Origin of the sequence: Lysobacter sp. Root494, assembly GCF_001427225.1 — a bacterium.
Lineage (GTDB): Bacteria > Pseudomonadota > Gammaproteobacteria > Xanthomonadales > Xanthomonadaceae > Agrilutibacter.
In genome coordinates this window covers 117,293-135,455 of sequence record NZ_LMFH01000009.1, presented here as the reverse complement: position 1 = coordinate 135,455, position 18,163 = coordinate 117,293, and the positions used below count along the sequence as shown (strand labels likewise).

At 67.7% G+C, this 18,163-nt stretch carries 16 protein-coding genes; 10 read left to right on the top strand and 6 right to left on the bottom strand.

Annotated features, from left to right (window positions below):
• Positions 1–150: 150 nt before the first annotated feature.
• Positions 151–3,042, bottom strand: coding sequence for a pitrilysin family protein (locus ASD14_RS15035; RefSeq protein WP_056135726.1), 2,892 nt, complete (start codon positions 3,040–3,042; stop codon positions 151–153).
• A 237-nt stretch (positions 3,043–3,279) separates the two neighbouring features.
• Here ASD14_RS15035 and ASD14_RS15030 point away from each other — a divergent pair, with 237 nt between their 5' ends.
• The 6 genes from ASD14_RS15030 (at position 3,280) to ASD14_RS15005 (ending at position 7,232) form a co-directional block, all read left to right on the top strand.
• Positions 3,280–3,975, top strand: coding sequence for an SDR family oxidoreductase (locus tag ASD14_RS15030; RefSeq protein WP_056135723.1), 696 nt, complete (start codon positions 3,280–3,282; stop codon positions 3,973–3,975).
• Positions 3,976–4,079: 104 nt separating this feature from the next.
• Positions 4,080–4,559: a tRNA (cytidine(34)-2'-O)-methyltransferase gene (locus ASD14_RS15025; RefSeq protein ID WP_056135718.1), complete on the top strand. Its 480-nt coding sequence runs from the start codon at positions 4,080–4,082 to the stop codon at positions 4,557–4,559.
• Between the two features lie 72 nt (positions 4,560–4,631).
• Positions 4,632–5,528 (top strand): AraC family transcriptional regulator, encoded by an 897-nt coding sequence (locus ASD14_RS15020; protein WP_200947075.1) that lies wholly within the window; start codon positions 4,632–4,634, stop codon positions 5,526–5,528.
• A 73-nt stretch (positions 5,529–5,601) separates the two neighbouring features.
• Entirely contained in the window at positions 5,602–5,961 is a 360-nt protein-coding gene (locus ASD14_RS15015) for a VOC family protein (protein ID WP_056135715.1), read from the top strand.
• Positions 5,962–6,288: 327 nt separating this feature from the next.
• Positions 6,289–6,687 (top strand): metalloregulator ArsR/SmtB family transcription factor, encoded by a 399-nt coding sequence (locus ASD14_RS15010; RefSeq protein WP_056135712.1) that lies wholly within the window; start codon positions 6,289–6,291, stop codon positions 6,685–6,687.
• Positions 6,684–7,232, top strand: a complete 549-nt coding sequence (locus ASD14_RS15005) for an SRPBCC family protein (protein WP_082539028.1) — start codon at positions 6,684–6,686, stop codon at positions 7,230–7,232. The genes ASD14_RS15010 and ASD14_RS15005 overlap by 4 nt, the downstream gene beginning before the upstream one ends.
• 82 nt (positions 7,233–7,314) lie before the next feature.
• On the opposite strand, the gene ASD14_RS15000 is transcribed toward ASD14_RS15005, so the two are convergent.
• On the bottom strand, positions 7,315–8,028 hold the full coding sequence (locus tag ASD14_RS15000; RefSeq protein ID WP_056135709.1) for a DUF4142 domain-containing protein: 714 nt from the start codon (positions 8,026–8,028) through the stop codon (positions 7,315–7,317).
• Positions 8,029–8,209: 181 nt separating this feature from the next.
• On the opposite strand from ASD14_RS15000, the gene ASD14_RS14995 reads away from it, so the two are divergent.
• From ASD14_RS14995 to ASD14_RS14980, 4 genes are all read left to right on the top strand, one after another.
• Complete coding sequence (locus ASD14_RS14995; RefSeq protein ID WP_082539027.1) at positions 8,210–10,336, top strand: TonB-dependent receptor; 2,127 nt, start codon at positions 8,210–8,212, stop codon at positions 10,334–10,336.
• Positions 10,337–10,447: 111 nt separating this feature from the next.
• Positions 10,448–11,788: a sorbosone dehydrogenase family protein gene (locus ASD14_RS14990; RefSeq protein ID WP_056135706.1), complete on the top strand. Its 1,341-nt coding sequence runs from the start codon at positions 10,448–10,450 to the stop codon at positions 11,786–11,788.
• A 167-nt stretch (positions 11,789–11,955) separates the two neighbouring features.
• Positions 11,956–12,489 (top strand): outer membrane beta-barrel protein, encoded by a 534-nt coding sequence (locus ASD14_RS14985; protein WP_056135703.1) that lies wholly within the window; start codon positions 11,956–11,958, stop codon positions 12,487–12,489.
• Between the two features lie 279 nt (positions 12,490–12,768).
• On the top strand, positions 12,769–13,353 hold the full coding sequence (locus ASD14_RS14980; protein WP_056135699.1) for a diffusible signal factor-reguated Ax21 faimly protein: 585 nt from the start codon (positions 12,769–12,771) through the stop codon (positions 13,351–13,353).
• A gap of 453 nt (positions 13,354–13,806) precedes the next feature.
• Here ASD14_RS14980 and ASD14_RS14975 read toward each other — a convergent pair whose 3' ends face one another.
• From ASD14_RS14975 to ASD14_RS14960, 4 genes are all read right to left on the bottom strand, one after another.
• A complete protein-coding gene (locus ASD14_RS14975) occupies positions 13,807–14,835 on the bottom strand; it encodes an NAD(P)H-dependent glycerol-3-phosphate dehydrogenase (protein ID WP_056135697.1) in 1,029 nt (342 codons plus the stop codon).
• A 29-nt stretch (positions 14,836–14,864) separates the two neighbouring features.
• The gene (secB, locus tag ASD14_RS14970; RefSeq protein WP_056135694.1) at positions 14,865–15,383 is read right to left on the bottom strand and encodes a protein-export chaperone SecB; all 519 of its coding nucleotides are present in this window, start codon (positions 15,381–15,383) and stop codon (positions 14,865–14,867) included.
• Positions 15,384–15,534: 151 nt separating this feature from the next.
• Positions 15,535–15,972: a rhodanese-like domain-containing protein gene (locus ASD14_RS14965; RefSeq protein ID WP_056135691.1), complete on the bottom strand. Its 438-nt coding sequence runs from the start codon at positions 15,970–15,972 to the stop codon at positions 15,535–15,537.
• A 313-nt stretch (positions 15,973–16,285) separates the two neighbouring features.
• Positions 16,286–18,004, bottom strand: coding sequence for a 3-hydroxybutyrate oligomer hydrolase family protein (locus tag ASD14_RS14960; RefSeq protein ID WP_056135688.1), 1,719 nt, complete (start codon positions 18,002–18,004; stop codon positions 16,286–16,288).
• Between the last annotated feature and the right edge of the window lie 159 nt (positions 18,005–18,163).

The window sequence follows — 18,163 nt, the reverse complement described above, 5'->3', positions numbered from 1 at the left end:
TTGCCCGCCGGCGTGAATGCGGCAAAAACGCGGCGCGCGGATCCGGGCGAGTCGAGGTGGGCGGCACTGCCTCGAGCGTCCGGAAACACACGGGCCCGCGCGAAGGCGGGCCCGTGGCAACACGATGCTGCTCGCATCATTCGCGAGTCATCACTTCTTCTTCGCCGCGTCCGCTGCCGTCGGCGCCACCGGCTTGCCGTCGGCGTCGAGGACGCTCACCTGCCCGATGTTCAGCGCGCGCACCTTGGCTTCCATCTGCTTGAGGTCGCCGACCACCACCCACGTCAGCGCCTCGGGATCGATCGCCTTTGCGGCCGCGTCGACCTTCGCCGCGTCCATGGCTTCGATCTCGGCCTTGCGCTGGAACACGTAGTCGTCCGGACGCTGGTAGCGGACGATGCCCGCGATGGTATTCATCACCGAACCGGCGGTTTCGTACGCACCCGGCAGGCTGCGGATCTTGATCGCCTGGATCCGCGCGACTTCCGCTGGCGTCGCCGGCTTGCTGCCGTCGGTGTATTCGGTGATCTCGCGGCGCATCTCGGCGATCGATTCGGATGCCTTGTCGATCTGCACCGGCGCCACCGCCAGCCACGGGCGCTGGCCCAGCGCATCACGCAGCGACGCGCGCGCGCCGTACGACCAGTGCTTGTCTTCACGCAGGTTCATGTTGAGGCGCGCGGTGAAGTCGCCGCCGAGCACGGTGCTGGCGATGTCGAGCTTGATCGCGTCCGGATCCTTGGTCGACGGCATCAGTTCGCCGGCGTAGATGTTGGCCTGCACCGAGCCGGGCTGGTCGATCAGGAACACGCGGGGCTGGGTTGGACGCGCCACGGCCCGGATCTGCAACGCGGCCGGCTTGGGACCTTCCACCTTCCAGTTGCCAAAGTGCTTTTCCAGCAACGGCACGATGTCCTTGAGCGTGGTGTCGCCGACCACGATCAGCGTGGCGCCGTCCGGACGCACCCAGCTGCGGTGATAGGCGAGCAGGTCGTCGCGGGTTAGCGCCTTGATCGATTCCTCGGTGCCGGTGCCGCTGAGCGGCATCGCGTACGGATGGCCTTCGCCGTACAGCAGCGGTGGCAGCACGCGCGTCGCCGCGCCGTTGGGTTCGGCCTTTTCCTGCGCGATGCCGGCGAGCCAGGTGCCGCGCAGGCGGTCCATGTCCGGCTGCTCGAAGCGTGGACGCTGCAGCATGTCCGCGAACAGCGACAGCGACGGGTCCAGGTTCTCCTTCAGCGCCGACAGATACGCGTTGCCGCCATCCAGCGAAGCCGCGGCGCCGAGGCTCGCGCCCAGCGATTCGGCCCGGTCGCCGAACGCCAGCGCACCGTACTGCCCCGCGCCTTCATCGAGCATGCCCAAGGTGAAGTTGGCGGTGCCGAACTTCCTGCCCGCGTCGGTGGCGTAACCGCCGTCGAAGAGATAGCTGAACTGCACGACCGGCACGTCATGGCGTTCGGCCAGGACCACCGTGGTGCCGTTGCTCAGCGTCGCGCGCTGCAGCGCCGGGAATTTCAGTTCCGGGAATTCCTTCGGAACCTGCACGCCGGCCTTGCGGTCGACGTCGCTCTTCACCGCCCTGTACTTGGAATCCACCGGAGGCAGCGTCAGCGGCGCCGGCGTGACCGCGGGTTCTTCCGGCAGCGCGGTGCGCGCCCCCGGTTCGATCACCAGGGTGTGGTCGCCCTTGCCGAGCCAGCGCTGGCCGGTGGCCTGCACGTCGGCGGCGGTCGCGGTTTCGATGTTCCTGAGGCTGTCGCGATAGCAGTCCGGCTTGCCGGTGTAGACCGCGCATTCGGCGAGCGTGTCGGCCTTGCCGCCGAAACCGCCGATGCGCTCGATGCCGCGGACGAAGCCGGCCTTGAACATCGTGCGCGCCTGGGTGAGTTCGCTTGCAGCCGGGCCTTCGGCGAGCAGTTTCTTCAGCTCCTCGTCGATCACCGCCTCGACCTGCTTCTCATCCACGCCCTGCTTCACGTCGGCCATGATGAGAAAGATCGAACCGAGCTGCGAGGAATACGCGCCGGCGGAGACGCTGTCGACCAGCTTGTCCTGGTGCAGCAGGCGCTTGTCCAGGCGCGAGCTGCGGCTGCCGCCGAGCACCTGCGCGAGCAGCTGCAGGCGGTCGAGGTCGGCCGCGCCGTACTCGGCGACGTTCCATACGCGGTAGATGCGGGTCTGCGGCACCTTGTCGTCCATCACCGAGCGCGTGGACTCCGGGCGCGGCGACGGATCGATCTTCGGCTGCGCCATGCTCGGGGTGGCCGGGATGTCGCCGAAGTACTTCGCGACTTTTTCCTTCGCCGTCTTCGCGTCGATGTCGCCCGCCAGGACCAGCACCGCGTTGTTCGGGCCGTACCAGGTGCGGAACCAGTTCTTCACGTCCTCCAGCGACGCGGCGTTGAGGTCGTTCATCGAACCGATGACGGTGTGGTGATAGGGGTGGCCGACCGGATACATGATCTCGGTGAGCACGTCGAACGCCTGGCCGTAGGGTTCGTTCTCGCCCTGGCGTTTCTCGTTCTGCACCACGCCGCGCTGCTCGTCGAGCGTCTTCTGGTCGATCGCGCCGAGCAGGTGGCCCATGCGGTCCGACTCCATCCACAGCGCCATGTCGAGCGCGGTGGTCGGCACGTTCTCGAAGTAGTTGGTGCGGTCGGTATTGGTGGTGCCGTTCTGGTCGGTGACGCCGACCTGCTTGAAGGGCACGAAGTATTCGCCCGGATGGTTCTCCGAGCCGTTGAACATCAGGTGCTCGAACAGGTGCGCGAAGCCGCTGCGACCGGCCGGCTCGTCCTTGCTGCCCACGTGGTACCAGATGTTCACCGCGACGATCGGCGCCTTGCGGTCGGTATGCACGATCACGCGCAGGCCGTTGGGCAGCGTGAACTCTTCGTATGGGATCGCGACGTCGCTGGCAGGCGCCTTGGCCTGTGCGGCATGCGGCAGGAAGGCGGCGCCGCCGATTGCGGTGGCCAGGGCAACGGCGAGGACGGCGGCGCGCGGACGGGCGGCACGCTTGAACGAAGCGAGGGACATGCGAACTCCTGCAAGGCAACGGTAGGAACGAAACAGAAGGTGGTCGGCCCCAACCACCGCGTGCGGGGCATGGTAGCGGCGCGTGACCGGATGGACATGGGTCACAAGTCCTTGTGGATCGTGCGGGCGGGCTTCGGTGGGACTCCGCTGTGGGTCCCGGCGGAGCGCTCCACCGATGACGGCCCCGCAACGACGACCGGAAGCGGATACTGCCCTTCCCGTGAGCGGAGCACGCGCATGACCCGTCGCAGCATCGTCACCGGCGCCAACCGCGGCCTCGGCCTGGAATTCACCCGCCAGCTGCTCGCGCGCGGCGACGACGTGATCGCGGCCTGCCGCCATCCCGGCAAGGCCAGCGAACTCAACCATCTCGCCGGCGAGTATCCGGGCCGCCTGCACGTGCTCCCGCTCGACGTGGCCGATGAAAAATCGCGTACCGCCTTCGCCCATGAACTGCCACTGGTCGCCGATGGCATCGACCTGCTCATCAACAACGCCGGCGTGCTGCACTCGGGCGAACGCTGGGGCAGCGTGAGCGAAGCCCACCTCGCCGACAGCCTGCGCACGAATGCAATGGGGCCGTTCCTGCTGACCCAGGCACTCGCCTCGCAGCTCGCCGAGCGCGCGACCGTGGCAAACATTTCCTCGGGCATGGGCTCGATCAGCGATGATCCCGATTTCCACTCGCCCAGCTACCGCATCAGCAAGGCCGCGCTGAACATGGCCACGCGGATGCTCGCCAAGGCGCTCGAATCACGCGGCATCCCGGTGATCGCGTTGTGTCCCGGCTGGGTGCGCACCGACATGGGCGGCAGCAGCGCGCAGATCACGCCGGCGGAATCGGTGTCGGCCCTGGTGCAGGTGATTGACGCGGTAACGCCGGAACGCAGCGGCGGGTTCTTCGACCGCTTCGGCAAGCCGATGCCGTGGTGACTCTGATCCGTAGGATTGCGCCAGTGATATCCAGCGCTTGCCGTACGCGGCGTTGATGGATATCGCTGCGTGCAAGCCATCTCATCCAAACGAATCCGTCCGTCATGTTCCACGTCATCCTGTTCCAGCCCGAGATCCCGCCAAACACCGGCAACGTGATTCGCCTCTGCGCGAACACCGGCGCGCGCCTGCATCTGGTGAAGCCGCTGGGCTTCACGCTGGAGGACGCGCAGCTGCGCCGGGCCGGCCTCGACTACCACGAATACGCCACGTTGCAGGTGCACGAATCGCTGGGCGAAGCACTCGACGCCATCGCGCAGGAAAACGGCGCGCCACCACGATTGTTCGCGCTGAGCACGCGCGGCAGCACGCGTTTCGACGCACCGCGTTATCGCCGTGGCGACGCGTTCCTGTTCGGCCCGGAAACCCGCGGCCTGCCGGGCTCGGTTCTGGAAGCCGTGAGTGACGAGCGGCGCCTGCGACTGCCGATGCGGCCCAACAATCGCAGCCTCAACCTGTCCAACACCGTCGCGGTCGTCGTCTTCGAAGCGTGGCGGCAGATCGGTTTCGAAGGCGGCGCCTGACCACTGCTGCTGGAACGCAGCGCGCCATCTTCCGCCACGGCGGCGTAGCCATCCGGAGCGTAGGCTGCTGGCATGGCCGAACGGTTGCTGCCCGTGAGCGAACCCAGCGCTGCGATGCACGTATCGCCGCTGCACCACGGCGCGCTGTCGGTGATCGATTTCCGCTGCCAGGCCGGACCGCACACACCGGCGCAGGTCGAACATCACGACTTCACGTCGGTCTCGTACGTGCGCCGCGGCAGCTTCGGCTATCGCGCGCGCGGCGAGGAATTCGAACTCGTCGCCGGGTCGGTGCTGGTGGGCCATGCGGGGGATGAATTCCTGTGCACGCACGCGCACCATCACGGCGGCGACGAATGCCTGTCGTTCAAGCTCGCGCCGGAACTCGCCGACAGTTTCGGCGCAAAGCTGCAGCATTGGCGCGCCGGGGGACTGCCGCCGTTGCCGGAACTGGTCGTGCTCGGCGAACTCGCGCAGGCCGCCGCCGACGGCGCCAACGATTTCGGCGTCGACGAAGCCGGGCTGCTGCTGGTCGCTCGTTACCTTGCCCTCGCCGACGGCAAGCGCCGCACCACGCTGCAGGCGCATGCACGCGACCGCCACCGCGCCATCGAGAGCGCGTTGTGGCTCGACGAACACGCGCACGAAGACATCGACCTCGAAACCACCGCCGCGCAGGCGGGCCTGAGTCCATGGCATTTCCTGCGCATGTTCGCGCGCGTCGTCGGTGTGACGCCGCACCAGTACCTGCTGCGCGCGCGCCTGCGCCGGGCCGCGCGCATGCTCGCCAGCGACGAACGCCCGGTGACCGACATCGCGCTGGAGGCCGGCTTCGCCGACCTGTCGAACTTCGTGCGCAGCTTCCATCGCGTCGCCGGATTGCCGCCGCGCCATTTCCGCCATGCCGCGTGCGGCGATCGCGAACGCATCGCGGCACTGGTGGCACAGGCCGGCCGGCGGCGCCACTGATCGCAGCGCAATTTTCTCCAAGTACGTCGCCCGCGATCGCGCGAAGCTGGCCTCCCCAAAGCGGAGAAATCCCATGTACGACCATCTCGGCCTGCAAGTGAAGAACCTCGATGCCAGCGTGCGCTTCTACGAAGCGGTGCTCGCGCCACTCGGCCATGTGCTCGATTCGCGTTACGAAGGTGGCGCCGGTCTTGGCCCGAAAGGCGCCGCCGCGCTGTGGCTGTACGAGAACGCGAAGGCGCACGGCGGCACGCACGTCGCCCTGCAGGCGGGCAATCGCGCGGCCGTCGATGCGTTCCATGCGGCGGGCGTTGCGAGCGGCGGCAAGGACAACGGCGCGCCGGGATTGCGGGTGGACTATGCGCCGAACTATTACGCGGCGTTCCTGATCGATCCGGATGGGAACAATGTGGAAGCGGTTTGCATGGAGTGATCTTTGCGCCGCTGCGCGGCGCGCCCCTCATCCGCCCCTTCGGGGCACCTTCTCCCCGCTCGCGGGGAGAAAGGCAAGCAATCCTTCGCCCACTTGCCGGGAGAAAGGCAAGCAATCCCTCTCCCCGCTTGCGGGGAGAGGGACAGCGCCGCGCAGGCGGCGCAGGGTGAGGGGACGTGGCGAAAGCCTTCGTATCCACCGAGCTTCTGCGACTTTCACGCTTCGACCTTCTCCTGCAAGCGGGAGAAAGAGAGACGCGGACCATGGGAGTTGTCATATCTCAACCAAACGGTTGACAACCGCCAATCGCGGTGTATATTCAACTCTATGGTTGATAAATCACCCGAACGCCTCGACGCCGTCTTCCGCGCCCTCGCCGATCCCACGCGCCGCGCCATGCTGCGCGACCTCGCGAAGCAGCCGCGCACGGTCAGCGAACTCGCCGCTCCCTTCGACATCTCGCTCGCGGGTGCGTCCAAGCACATCCAGATGCTCGAACGCGCAGGCCTGATCCAGCGCGAAGTGCAGGGCCGCGTGCACACCTGCCGCCTCGACGCGCGGCCGCTGCACGCGGGCGCCGAATGGATACGCCACTACGAACGCTTCTGGAACCAGAAACTCGACGTCCTCGAGGCGCTGCTCAAGGCCGAGAACGCCCCCAGGCCCGCTGCGAAGCGACCTGCGAAACGCAGCACCGCCACCCGCCCCCCACGGAGAAAGCCATGAACAACCTCGCCATGCCCGAAGCCGACTACGGCGTACGTACCGCGCCCGACACCGTGCGCATCGAGCGCCTGCTGCCGGGCCCGATCGAACGCGTCTGGCGATACCTCACCGATCCGCAGTTGCGCGCGCAGTGGTTTGCCGGCGGCGAACTGGAACCACATGCCGGCGGGCGCATGGACCTGCAGTTCCACAATTCGACGCTCACCGAGAACGACGATCCGCCGCCGCCCAAGTACGCGAACGTCGGCGAGCACCGGATGCAATGCGTGATCACCGAATTCGATCCACCGCACGTACTGGGTTTCACCTTCGGCAGTGGCGACGCGCCGTCGCAGGTGCGTTTCGAACTCACGAAACAGGGTGAACAGGTGCACCTGCTGCTGGTCCACAGCCGCCTGGCCACGCGCGAGGGCATGCTCAGCGTTTCCGCCGGCTGGCACGCGCACCTCAACGTCCTGCGCGCGCGCATGACGGGGCAGACGCCCGATGGATTGTGGCGCACGCACACGCGGCTCGAAGCCGAATACGCGCAGCGTCTTTCGTAACGCGCCTTCCGTCGCGCGCAGAAATGTCGCGCCGGCAACGCCGGCGCGACTGGGGATCACATCCGCTACGAAGACACGCGCCCTACTTCAGCGTGCCCTGGATTTCCTTCGCCTTCTCCAGGTGACGCGCGACAGCCGCGCGGGTCGTGGTGAAGTGCTGGCGGATGTTGGTGTCGGTCGCGGCCGGCAGCAGGGTGTTGTCGATCATCGCCAGCGCATCCGTGTGGCCCTTCACCATTGCGTCGATGTAGGCCTTCTCGTAAGCCTTGCCGGTCTGCGCGTCCAGCATGCGCAGGTCGGCGTCGCCCTTGTCCTTCAGCGCCTTGACGCCCGGTGACGTGGAAGCGGCGCCGCCGAGCTTGGTGGTATCCGCGAGGTTCTTGCTGTGATCGGTCTTCATCATCTGCGCGAAGTCGCGGACGGCACCGGTGACGTTCTTGCCGAGCGCCTGGTCGGCCGCGGCGATCTCATGCTCGTTGACGGTCATCAGCATCGCCAATGCATCGGCCTGCGAGGTGGTCGTGGCCCCGGCTGGTGCAGTGCCCGGGGCAGTCGAACCGGCCGGCATTTCGCTGGCGTCCGGCGGTTCGGGCGCATTGGTGGCCGTGGGTGCCTCGACGTCGGTGGCGGGTGGTGGCGTACCGGCTTCGCGCGATGCGGTCGCTTCGGCCGGCGTCGCGGTGGTGTCGTCCTCGACATCGCGGCGATCGCAGGCGGCCAGGCCGAGCAGCAGGACCACTGCGGCGGCGAACGGTATGCGCGCGAACTTCATTGCCGTGTCCGTTTTGGTGTTCATCGCGATCTCCTCTTGAGCTTGGCAGCGACGCGATGCCGCCGCTTCATGCCCGTGCACGTTAGGACCGAGCTCGTATAGGAGGCGTGGCGGCGGCGGCGCGTTCTTCACGCTTCACCCACGCATGGCGACATGCCGGCGCCAGCGGCTGTTGTAGGCTGCGGCGTCCGCAAACGAGATCCGCATGCACGCCGCCTTTCACTGCTGCCTCGGCTGCTTCGCCCTGTTGGCCGTGGACAGTGCGCACGCGGCGCCCGTCGATGACGTGACCACGCTCGATCGCGTGCAGGTCACCGCGACGCGCACTCCGCGCGATACCGATGAAGTCCCTGCCGCGATCAGCGTCGTGCATATGCGCGACGTGCGGCGCGACACGCTCGGCGCGACCGTGTCCGAGCAACTGCTCGGCGTGCCTGGCGTGCTCGCGCGTTCGCGGCAGAACTTCGCCCAGGACGAGCAGGTCTCGATCCGCGGCTTCGGCACGCGCGCGAGCTTCGGCATCCGCGGCGTGCGCCTGTATGTCGACGGCATTCCCGCGACGATGCCGGACGGCCAGGGCCAACTTTCGCATTTCCCGCTGCTCGACGCGGAGCGGATCGAAGTGCTGCGTGGACCGTTTTCGGCGCTGTACGGCAATGCCGCGGGTGGCGTGCTGCAGCTGTTCACGGTCGACGGGGTCGCGCCGATGGAAGCCGGCATGGAAGCCGCCGCAGGCGGCGACGGCAACCGTCGCTTTGGCGTCGAAGTGCGCGACCGGCGCGGCGCCATCGATTACGTGCTCGGGCTCAACCACTTCGCCACCGACGGCTATCGCGACCACAGCCGCGCCGAGCGCACTGTGTTCAACGGCAAGCTCAACGTCGCGCGCGGCGATACGCGGATGACGCTCGTGGCGAATGCCTTGTCGGCGCCTGATGTGCAGGATCCCCTCGGCCTCGATCGCGCGCAGTTCGACGACGACCCGCGGCAGGCGACCGACGGTGCGCACCGGTTCGACACGCGCAAGTCGGTGGCGCAGCGGCAACTCGGCGCGACGGTCACGCACGACATCGGCCGGTCGCAGTGGCGGGTGCTGGCGTATGCGGGGCGGCGCGAAACCACGCAGGTCCTCGCCATCCCCGTCGCCACGCAAGGCAATCCGCTCAGCGGCGGCGGCGTGGTGGACCTCGCGTCCCCTTACCAGGGCGTCGATGCACGCTGGACGTGGACGGCGTCGCTCGCCGGGCGGCCGTTCGACGTGGTGGCCGGCGCCAGCGTCGACCGGCAACGACAGGATCGCCGCGGCTTCGAGAATTTCATCGGCACTCAACTGGGCGTGCGTGGCGCGTTGCGCCTGTCGCAGGACGATGAGGTACGGGCGTTCGACCAGTATGCGCAGGCGACGTGGTCGCCCGTGGACGACTGGTCGGTGATGGCCGGCGTACGCCATAGCGACATCCGTTTCCGTTCGCGCGATCGCTATGTTGTTGCCGGCAATCCCGACGACAGCGGCGAAGTGCGATATCGCGCCACGTCGCCCGTGGCGGGGCTCGGCTGGAAGTTTTCGCCGCACTGGCGGTGGTTCGCCGCCTGGGGACGCGGCTTCGAAACACCGACGTTCAACGAACTTGCCTATCGCAACGACGGCGGGAGCGGGCCCAACTTCGCGTTGCGTCCGGCGCGCACGCGCAGCGTCGAAACCGGCGTGAAGTTCCGCCGTGGCGAGGTCCATTCCGAGCTCGTGCTGTTCCGGGCCGATACGCGCGACGAACTCGCCGTCGCCGCCAGCAGCGGTGGCCGCACGACATTCCAGAACGCCGGCGATGCGCGTCGCCACGGCGCGGAATGGTCCGCGCGTTTTCCGCTGTCGGCGCACTGGCGCGGCGAAGTCGCGTTGACGTGGATGGAGGCGACGTTCCGCGATGGTTTCCTTGCGTGCGCCGGGACGCCTTGCGCCGTGCCCGACGTGCCCGTTGCCGCCGGGACGCACATTCCGGGCGTGCCGCGTACCAGCGCGCATGCCGGGGTGCAGTGGGGAAGCGATGCAGGCTGGCACGCGCGGCTGCAGGCGCAGTACATCGGTGCGGTGCGCGTGAACACCATCGATGACGAGAGTGCGGCCGCCTACACCGTTTTCGGCGCAAGCACGGGTTATGGCCTGCAGCGCGGCGATGGCGACGGCCGCGTGTTTCTTGCGATTGGCAACCTGTTCGATCGGCGCTATGCGGGTTCGGTGATCGTCAACGAGGGCAACCGCCGCTATTACGAACCTGCACCGGGGCGCAACGTCACGGTCGGGTTCGAATGGCGTTGGCACGCGGCATCGCGCTGAATTGCTGACGCGTCGTTAACACGCCTGGCGAGATGTCACGTCGATTTCATAGCGCCTGCGCGACCCTCGCCTCAGCAGGCGGCGGCCCTGCCGCCATGCGAGGAGGCCGCCATGTCCCGTGTGCTGAAGGTATCCGCGCTTGCGCTGTCGTTGCTGGCGATTGCCGCGTGCGGTGAATCCGCGCGCCTCACCGCAAGGGCCGATACCGGCCCGGATCCGGTTCTCGCCGAACCCAATCCCTCACCGATTCCCACCGTCAAGGTAGCGACCGCGACCGGCTGGCCCGCGGGCGTAACGCCCGCCGCGGCGCCTGGTTTCGCGGTGAACGAATTCGCGTCCGGGCTCGAGCATCCACGCTGGTTGTACGTCCTGCCCAACGGGGACGTACTGGTCGCGGAAACCAATCGCCCGCCGACGCCCGATCCGCCGAAGAATCCGATCCGCGGCGTGTTCATGGAGGCCGCGTTCAAGAAAGCCGGCGCGGCGGCGCCCAGCGCCAATCGCATCACCCTGCTGCGCGATGCGGACGGCGATGGCGTGGCCGAGACCAGAACCGTGTTCCTGCAGAGCCTGATGTCGCCCTTCGGCATGGCGCTGGTCGGCAATGACTTCTACGTCGCCAATGCGGACGCGGTGATGCGCGTTCCCTATCGCAATGGCGAAACCAGCGTTGGCGCGGCGCCGGTGAAACTCGCCGACTTGCCCGGCGCACCACGCAACCATCACTGGACCAAGAGCCTGCTCGCCAGTCGCGACGGGACGAAGCTCTATGTCGGCGTGGGTTCCAACAGCAACGTGGCCGAGCACGGCATGGAGATCGAAGCCGGACGCGCCGCGATCCACGAGATCGACATCAGGACCGGGCAGGGCCGCGTCTTTGCCAGCGGCATCCGCAACCCGGTGGGCCTGGACTGGCAACCGCAGAGTGGCGTGTTGTGGGTGGTGGCGAACGAACGCGACGAACTCGGCAGCGACCTCGTGCCCGACTACCTCACTTCGGTGCGCGAAGGCGCGTTCTACGGCTGGCCGTACAGCTACTACGGACAGCACGTCGACACCCGCGTGAAGCCGCAGGATCCGGCGCTGGTCGCGCGCGCGGTGGTGCCCGACTACGCGCTCGGCGCGCACGTCGCCGCCCTGGGCCTGGCGTTCTACGACGGCAAGCTGTTGCCCGCGCACTACGCGAATGGCGCCTTCATCGGTTTGCATGGTTCCTGGAACCGCGATCCGTTCAATGGCTACAAGGTGGTGTTCGTGCCATTCACCAATGGCCAACCTTCGGGACCGATCGAAGACGTGCTGATCGGCTTCCTCGATGAAAAGGGCGAGGCGCGCGGACGTCCGGTCGGCGTTGCCATCGATAACCGCGGCGCCGTACTGGTGGCCGACGACGTCGGCAACAAGGTCTGGCGGATCGTGCCCGCGGGTGGCGCGGCGCCGGCCACGAAGTAGGCCTTGGCTATCGTCCCACTCACGGGAAAAAGAATCCTCCGTTTCCCGCATTGTTCCAGTGGTGTTGACCCATACACAGGTTCCGCTGCGATGGCAGTCCCGGCATGGGGCCGGGACCCACGCGTCGGCTCGCGACATCCGCGGCCGGAATCCAAGGAACCAGAACAATGCGCAAGACCAAGCTGCTTTCGACCCTGCTTCTTTCGGTCACCCTCGGCGCCGCCGCGTTCGGCGCGCAGGCCCAGGACTCGGGCTTCTACGCCGGCGCCGGCGTCGGCCAGTCCTTCGTCGACGAAGGCGCCTATGACGACGAAGACACCGCGTTCTCCGTCTTCGGCGGCTACCAGTTCAACCGCTACTTCGGGCTCGAAGCCGGCTACGCGGACTTTGGCAAGATCGAACCGGAGGTCGCCGGCCCGGCGCTGGAAGGCGACAGCGCCTACCTGACCGCCGTCGGCACGCTGCCGGTCAGCGAGAACTTCGCGCTGTACGCCAAGGCCGGCGTGCACCGCTGGAACGTCGACACCTCGCTGCCCGGGCTGACCGGCAACGATGACGACAGCGGCACCGACCCGACCTATGGCATCGGCGGGCAATACCGCTTCAACGATCGGGTCGCCCTGCGTGGCGAATACAGCCGCTTCGAAGTCGAGGACGCGGATGCCGACCTGGCGCAGCTGCAGGTGCGGTTCGATTTCTGATCGCTATTTCCGCGTGGCGGAGCACGAAGCCTCCGGAATGCCGGGGCTTCGGTCTTTCGGCGGGTGCGGCGCCGCTCAGCGGCCGGAATGCCTGCTGAGTCGACATGCCCTCTGCCGCCGCGACCGCGCTGAAGCTGGATAGTTCCTGTACTTGTTAGTTTGTTATTAAGCCCGGATTCGGGCCCCGCTCGGATACTGGCGCACACCGGAACTGGTCTTCTTCCCCCCGGCGATTTCCCCGGTCAGCTCCGGCCCCACAAACCAAAAGGCTGAGACCTTATGAAAAAGAAATCCCTGCTTGCCCTGACTTTGATGGCCGCCCTCCCGTTCGCCGCCTCCGCGGCCGATGGCCTGTCCTACAACTATGTGGAAGGAGGCTATGTCGCCACCAACACGGACGCCGGCGATGCCGACGGCTGGGGAGTGAATGGCTCCGGCGCGATCGCCGACAACTTCCACGTCTTCGGCGGTTACAGCGGCCAGAAGACGGACGATGAAACCATCGGCGGCGTGCGCTTCGAAGGCATCGACGTCGACCAGTGGCGCGTCGGCCTGGGCTACAACCAGCCGGTCGCAGCCAACACCGACCTACTCGCCCGCGTCGCCTACGAGAACTACGACATCGAAGGCGACAACGACCGCCTCGACGGCTACAGCGCCGAGGTTGGCGTGCGCAGCGCGCTGGCACCGAACTTTGAAGGCTACGCTCTGGCGGGTTACGAAGACGGCGATCGCTTCGACGGCGACTTCTACGGCCGTGTCGGCGCCCAGGTGAAGTTCAACCAGAACTGGGGCGTCACCGGCGACGTAAAGTTCTCCGATGGTGACACGCAGTATTTCGTTGGTCCGCGCCTGACGTTCTAGGCGCGGCGGAACGGCCGGTTCCCCCTCCCCGGTCCGTTCCATCTATTGCTCCACGCGACAATTCTCTCTCTCCCCCGGAAGGGTCGCGTATTTGAAGCCCGGAATCTCCGGGCTTCTTTTTGTCTGCAGGTTGTGGACGCAGAAGGGATGGCGCCGGCCTTCGTACGCACGGCATTTGCAGTCGTCATTCCCGCGAAGGCGGGCCGTGCTTCATCACAGCGGAAGCCTGGTCATCCGCGACCTTGCCTCGGGCTCTTGCGCCTTTACGCACGAGAGCAAGGCAAACCCGAAAGTCACTGGATACCCGCCTTCACGGCAATGACGAGCAAGCAGGAGCGCTTCCGCCCTGAAGTGCCAGGTCCGCGCTAACCCTTCTCCACGTGCGGGGAGCAGGTACCGAAGCGGATAAGGGGGCGTCTTGCCGCTGCGCGCAGGGCCGCTGCGGCGACAGACTCAGCCGAACAAACCGACCGGATACTCCGGCTTCTGCTCGCGCGAGAGCAGCAGCTTCAGGCCTTCCGCCGGCGTCAGCTCTTCGTGCAACACCTGTTGCACGGCACTGGAAATCGGCAGTTCCACGCCATGCCTGTCGGCCTGCCGCATGACTTCGTCGGCGGTCTGCACCGATTCCACGACCTGGCCGATCTCGCGCACCGCATCGGCGATCGACTGGCCGCGGCCGAGCGCGAGCCCCAGGCGGCGATTGCGCGAGAGGTCGCCAGTGCAGGTCAGCACAAGGTCGCCGAGGCCGGCCAGGCCCATCAGGGTCTCGGCCTTGCCGCCGATCGCCTGGTTCAGGCGCAGCATCTCGTTGAGGCCGCGGGTGATCAGGCCGGCGCGGGCGTTGAGGCCCAACTGCATGCCGTCGGCGACGCCGGTGGCGACCGCGAGCACGTTCTTCATCGCGCCGCCGAGCTCGGCGCCGAGCATGTCGTCGCCGGTGTAGGCACGGAAGGCGGGACCATGCAGGACGTCGGCGACATCCTGCGCGAATGCGTCGGTGTCCGAATGCACCGTGAGCGCAGTAGGCAGGCCGATCGCGACTTCCTTGGCGAAGGACGGGCCGGTGACTACGGCGAGCGGGACGTCCTCGCCGAGCACCTCGGCGGCGACTTCATGCAGAAAGCGCCCGCTGCCGGGCTCGAAGCCCTTCGTCGCCCACGCCACGCCCGCATGCGCGGGTCGGTACGGCGCCAGGGCGCGCAGGGTTTCGGCGAAAGCGTGCGAAGGCACGACCACCAGCACCAGGTCGGCCGCGCCGACACAGGCGGCAAGATCGGTCGTGGCGACGATGCTGTCGGGCAGCGCGATGCCGGGCAGGTAACGCGTATTCTCGTGCTGCGCATTGAGGGTCGCGATGCCGTGGGCGTCACGGCCCCACAGCACGACCTTGCAGCCGTGCCGGGCGATCAGGGCGGCAAGCGCGGTGCCCCAGGAACCGGCACCCACCACCGCAACCGTTGCAGGCGCTTGCGCTACCACGTCGGAGTGGGTGCCGTCAGGCGCAGGGATCAGGCGTTGCCGGCCGTTTCGGCGCCGGCGAGGCTGGCGCCGTCGGTGGCCTGCTGGGCGGCGCGCTGGCGCAGGCCTTCGGCATACAGGGCTTCGAAGTTGATCGGCTGCAGGAAGAACGGCGGGAAGCCGCCGGCCTGGATCAGGTCGCTGATCAGCTGGCGCGCGTACGGATACAGCACGGTCGGGCAATGCACGCCGAGCATGCCGTCGAGCGCCGCGGCGTCGAAGCCGGCGAGGCCGAACACGCCGGCCTGCTTCACTTCGGCGACGTAGATGCTCTTGTCGCCGATGGCGCAGGTCAGGTTGATGCCAAGAACGACTTCATAGGCGCTCTCGTTGAGGCGCTGCACGGCCTGCTGCAGGTTCATCTGCAGCTGCGGCTGCGCCTGCTCGTTGAACACGCCCGGGGCGCCGGGGACTTCGAACGAGACGTCCTTGACATAGACCTTCTCGACCGTGAACACCGGTCCGGTGGCTTCGGGGGCGGCGGCGCCGTTGGCAAGTTCTTCGGACATCAGTGTTACTCCAGCAGGTATTTCGGAAAAGGCGGCGATTATGGCATGGCCGGATGGGACGGCCGTTTCAGTCAGGACAACCGCCGTAGCACTCGACGTGGGGCGGTCGGAGGCGCTTCGCAAGAGTCTTTTTCGCGAACTCGCCCCGCGGTCAGTTGCGACCCTTCACCAGCGGCAGGTCGGCCTGCTGCCAGGCGGCGATGCCGCCGTCGAGCCAGTAGACCTGCTCGAAGCCCGCCTTCTTCAGGCGTTTGGCGGCATCCGCCGACGCCTGGCCGTTGCGGCAGACGACCACCACCGGCAGCGATTTCGCCGCGGCGAGCAGCTTGTTCTCGGGATCGAACTGGCTGACCTGCACCGACTTGCTGCCGGCGATGTGGCCCTTTTCGAAGTCGTTGCTCGCCGACAGGTCGACCACCAGCGCGTTCTCGCGGTTGATGAGCCCGGTCAGCTCGGCGGGCCGCAGGGACTTGTAGCCACGGAACAGGTGCGCGACCTCGGTATAGATGAGCGCCGCGGTGATCGCCACCAGTCCCAGCGACAGCATGGAATGGCGTTCGGCGAAGGCGAGCAGTTCCTGGAAGTCCACGAATACGGCAACCGGTGCAAAGGGGCGGGGATTGTCGCAAAAAAGCGGAGGTGCCGCGGCGTGAGCCCGTGTGGCGACTCGCAACTACGCCCAATTTTCCCCTCGCCCTGTTTACGGGGAGAGGGACAGCATCGCGAAGCGATGCAGGGTGCGGGGCCGGCTAAAGCAGCTCGCTGCGCTCGCGCCCCTCACACCCCAAGGGTGCTTCCCTACGGCGTCAGCCCTTCGGGCAGCTTCTCCCCGCAGGCGGGGAGAAGCAGGACATCATCGCGAGCGAGTCGTACGGCTAACACTCGTATCGGCCAAACAGCCGTCAGTGCGGAATCGCCAACTGCCCCGCCGTCAGCGGACCCGCCGCCGGCGCCGTCTCGATCACCGCACTCGGCGGCAACGGCTGCGCCGGATCGTCCAGGTGCGCCATGACCCGATCGAGCGCCGCATACACGTACGGCAGCAGCGGCACATAGCGCACACGATAGTCCGGCAACGCCAGGAACGCATCGAAGTGCTGTGCATTGCGCACCTGCCAGTAGCGCACGTCGCGCCCCGCCGTCTGCGCCTTCGCGACCCACGGCTGGCTGGTAAAGGTAATCGGCACCAGGCCGTCGTCGACGCCATGGATCACCACCACCGGCAGCTCCGCGCGCGGCAGCCCGGCGCGCAATTCGGCCACGCCGGCGCGCACGCGATCGGCGTCCGCGCCCTGCCCGGTCCATAGCGCGCGCAGGCACTGCAGTCCGGCAAGGGTGAAGTCCGGCGCGGCGAGTTTCGTATCGATGATGCCGACGCCCGCGCCCGGCGGAATGCCGCTGCCGTCGGCCCACCACGCGGCGCGTTCGCTGTCCTTCGCCGCACGCGGAGTGAAGTCGGGGTTCTGCGCGGCAAAACCGTAGCCGCAGGGATGCTCGCCCGGCGCGTAGCGTCCGTAAGCAGATGCATACGTCACCGCGATCGCGCGCCACAGGTCGAAATCGACCGACAGCGCGCCCGACCGTAGCGCCGCCTCGGTCCAGCCCGACGCGCGCAACGCTTCATGCGCGGCGCGCGCCTGCGTCTTCATATCGCCCGCGGGCAACACACCGCTCGCGGCGAGCGAGGTGCAGCGCACCGGCGCCATCGCGCGCGCCTGCGCGGACAGCGGCGAAGCCGGCAGGCCTTCGAGATCGAGCATTGCGCACGGCATCAGCAGCGCGGCTTCGGTCGTGTAGTCGTAGAGCGGACGCGCGCCTTCGGCATTGACGTTCGGCTCGCCGGCGACGACGGCGTCGAGCCAGTCGCCTTCGAGCTCGGCCGCGCGCAGCACCGCGCCGCCGCCGTTGGAGATACCGACGGCGATCACGCGCGTGTTGGCGAAGGTGAAACCGCGCTGCGGATACGCATCGTTGAGCGTCTGCAGGGCGAACTCCGCCGCCTGCTTCACGTGGCGGCCCCAGTCGGCTTCGGGGTTGTCCTGCGAATGCGCGTGCTTGACGGCGATGCCGTGCGCGGGAGACGCAGCGGGTGCGAATGCGAGCGTTGCATCGGCGCCCGCCACGGTGCCGTCGAGCGCGACGCCCTGCCCCGCATCTAGGTCGAAATAATCGGTGCCCGCGGCCTTGTCGGTGTACGCCACCGCGCAGCCCTTCGGCAGCGCCCATGGGCCGGCCACGGCAATCGCGCCGTAGATGCCGCGCGACCCCGACGATGCGGCCACCACCACGCATGGCTTCGCCGCCTCGAACGCATCCGGCAGCTGCACCAGCACGCGATGCGGCTGCTTCGCGCCGGGCAACGTCGCCAGTGCGCTGAATTCGCGGCCGGGCACCGTCGCGGTGCTGCCGTACCAGTCGCCGTAACCGCCGCCGGGCGTCAGGTCGGCGATGCCGCGCCAGTTGCTCCACAGCGCGCGGCGGCGGAGTTCGACCGGCGTGGGATGCGCGGGATCGGCGAAGGCGGGCGCGACCATGGCGCGCAGGCCGTCGCGGCCCAGGCCCGCGGTGAGCAGGTCGTCGCCGTCGCGGTGCGTGGTCACCCGGACGCTCGAAACCAGCATGGCGGCAGACTCCTGTGGTCGAGGTCCGGTGGCGCAGCCCGCCAGGGCGAGCACGAGGCAGCAGAACGTGGCCGCACCGTGTGCGATTCCGGCGTGGCTCGCCGATAGCCTGGGCATCTTCGTCATGCCGCGACCCTAGCAAGCCGCACCGCGCGCGGC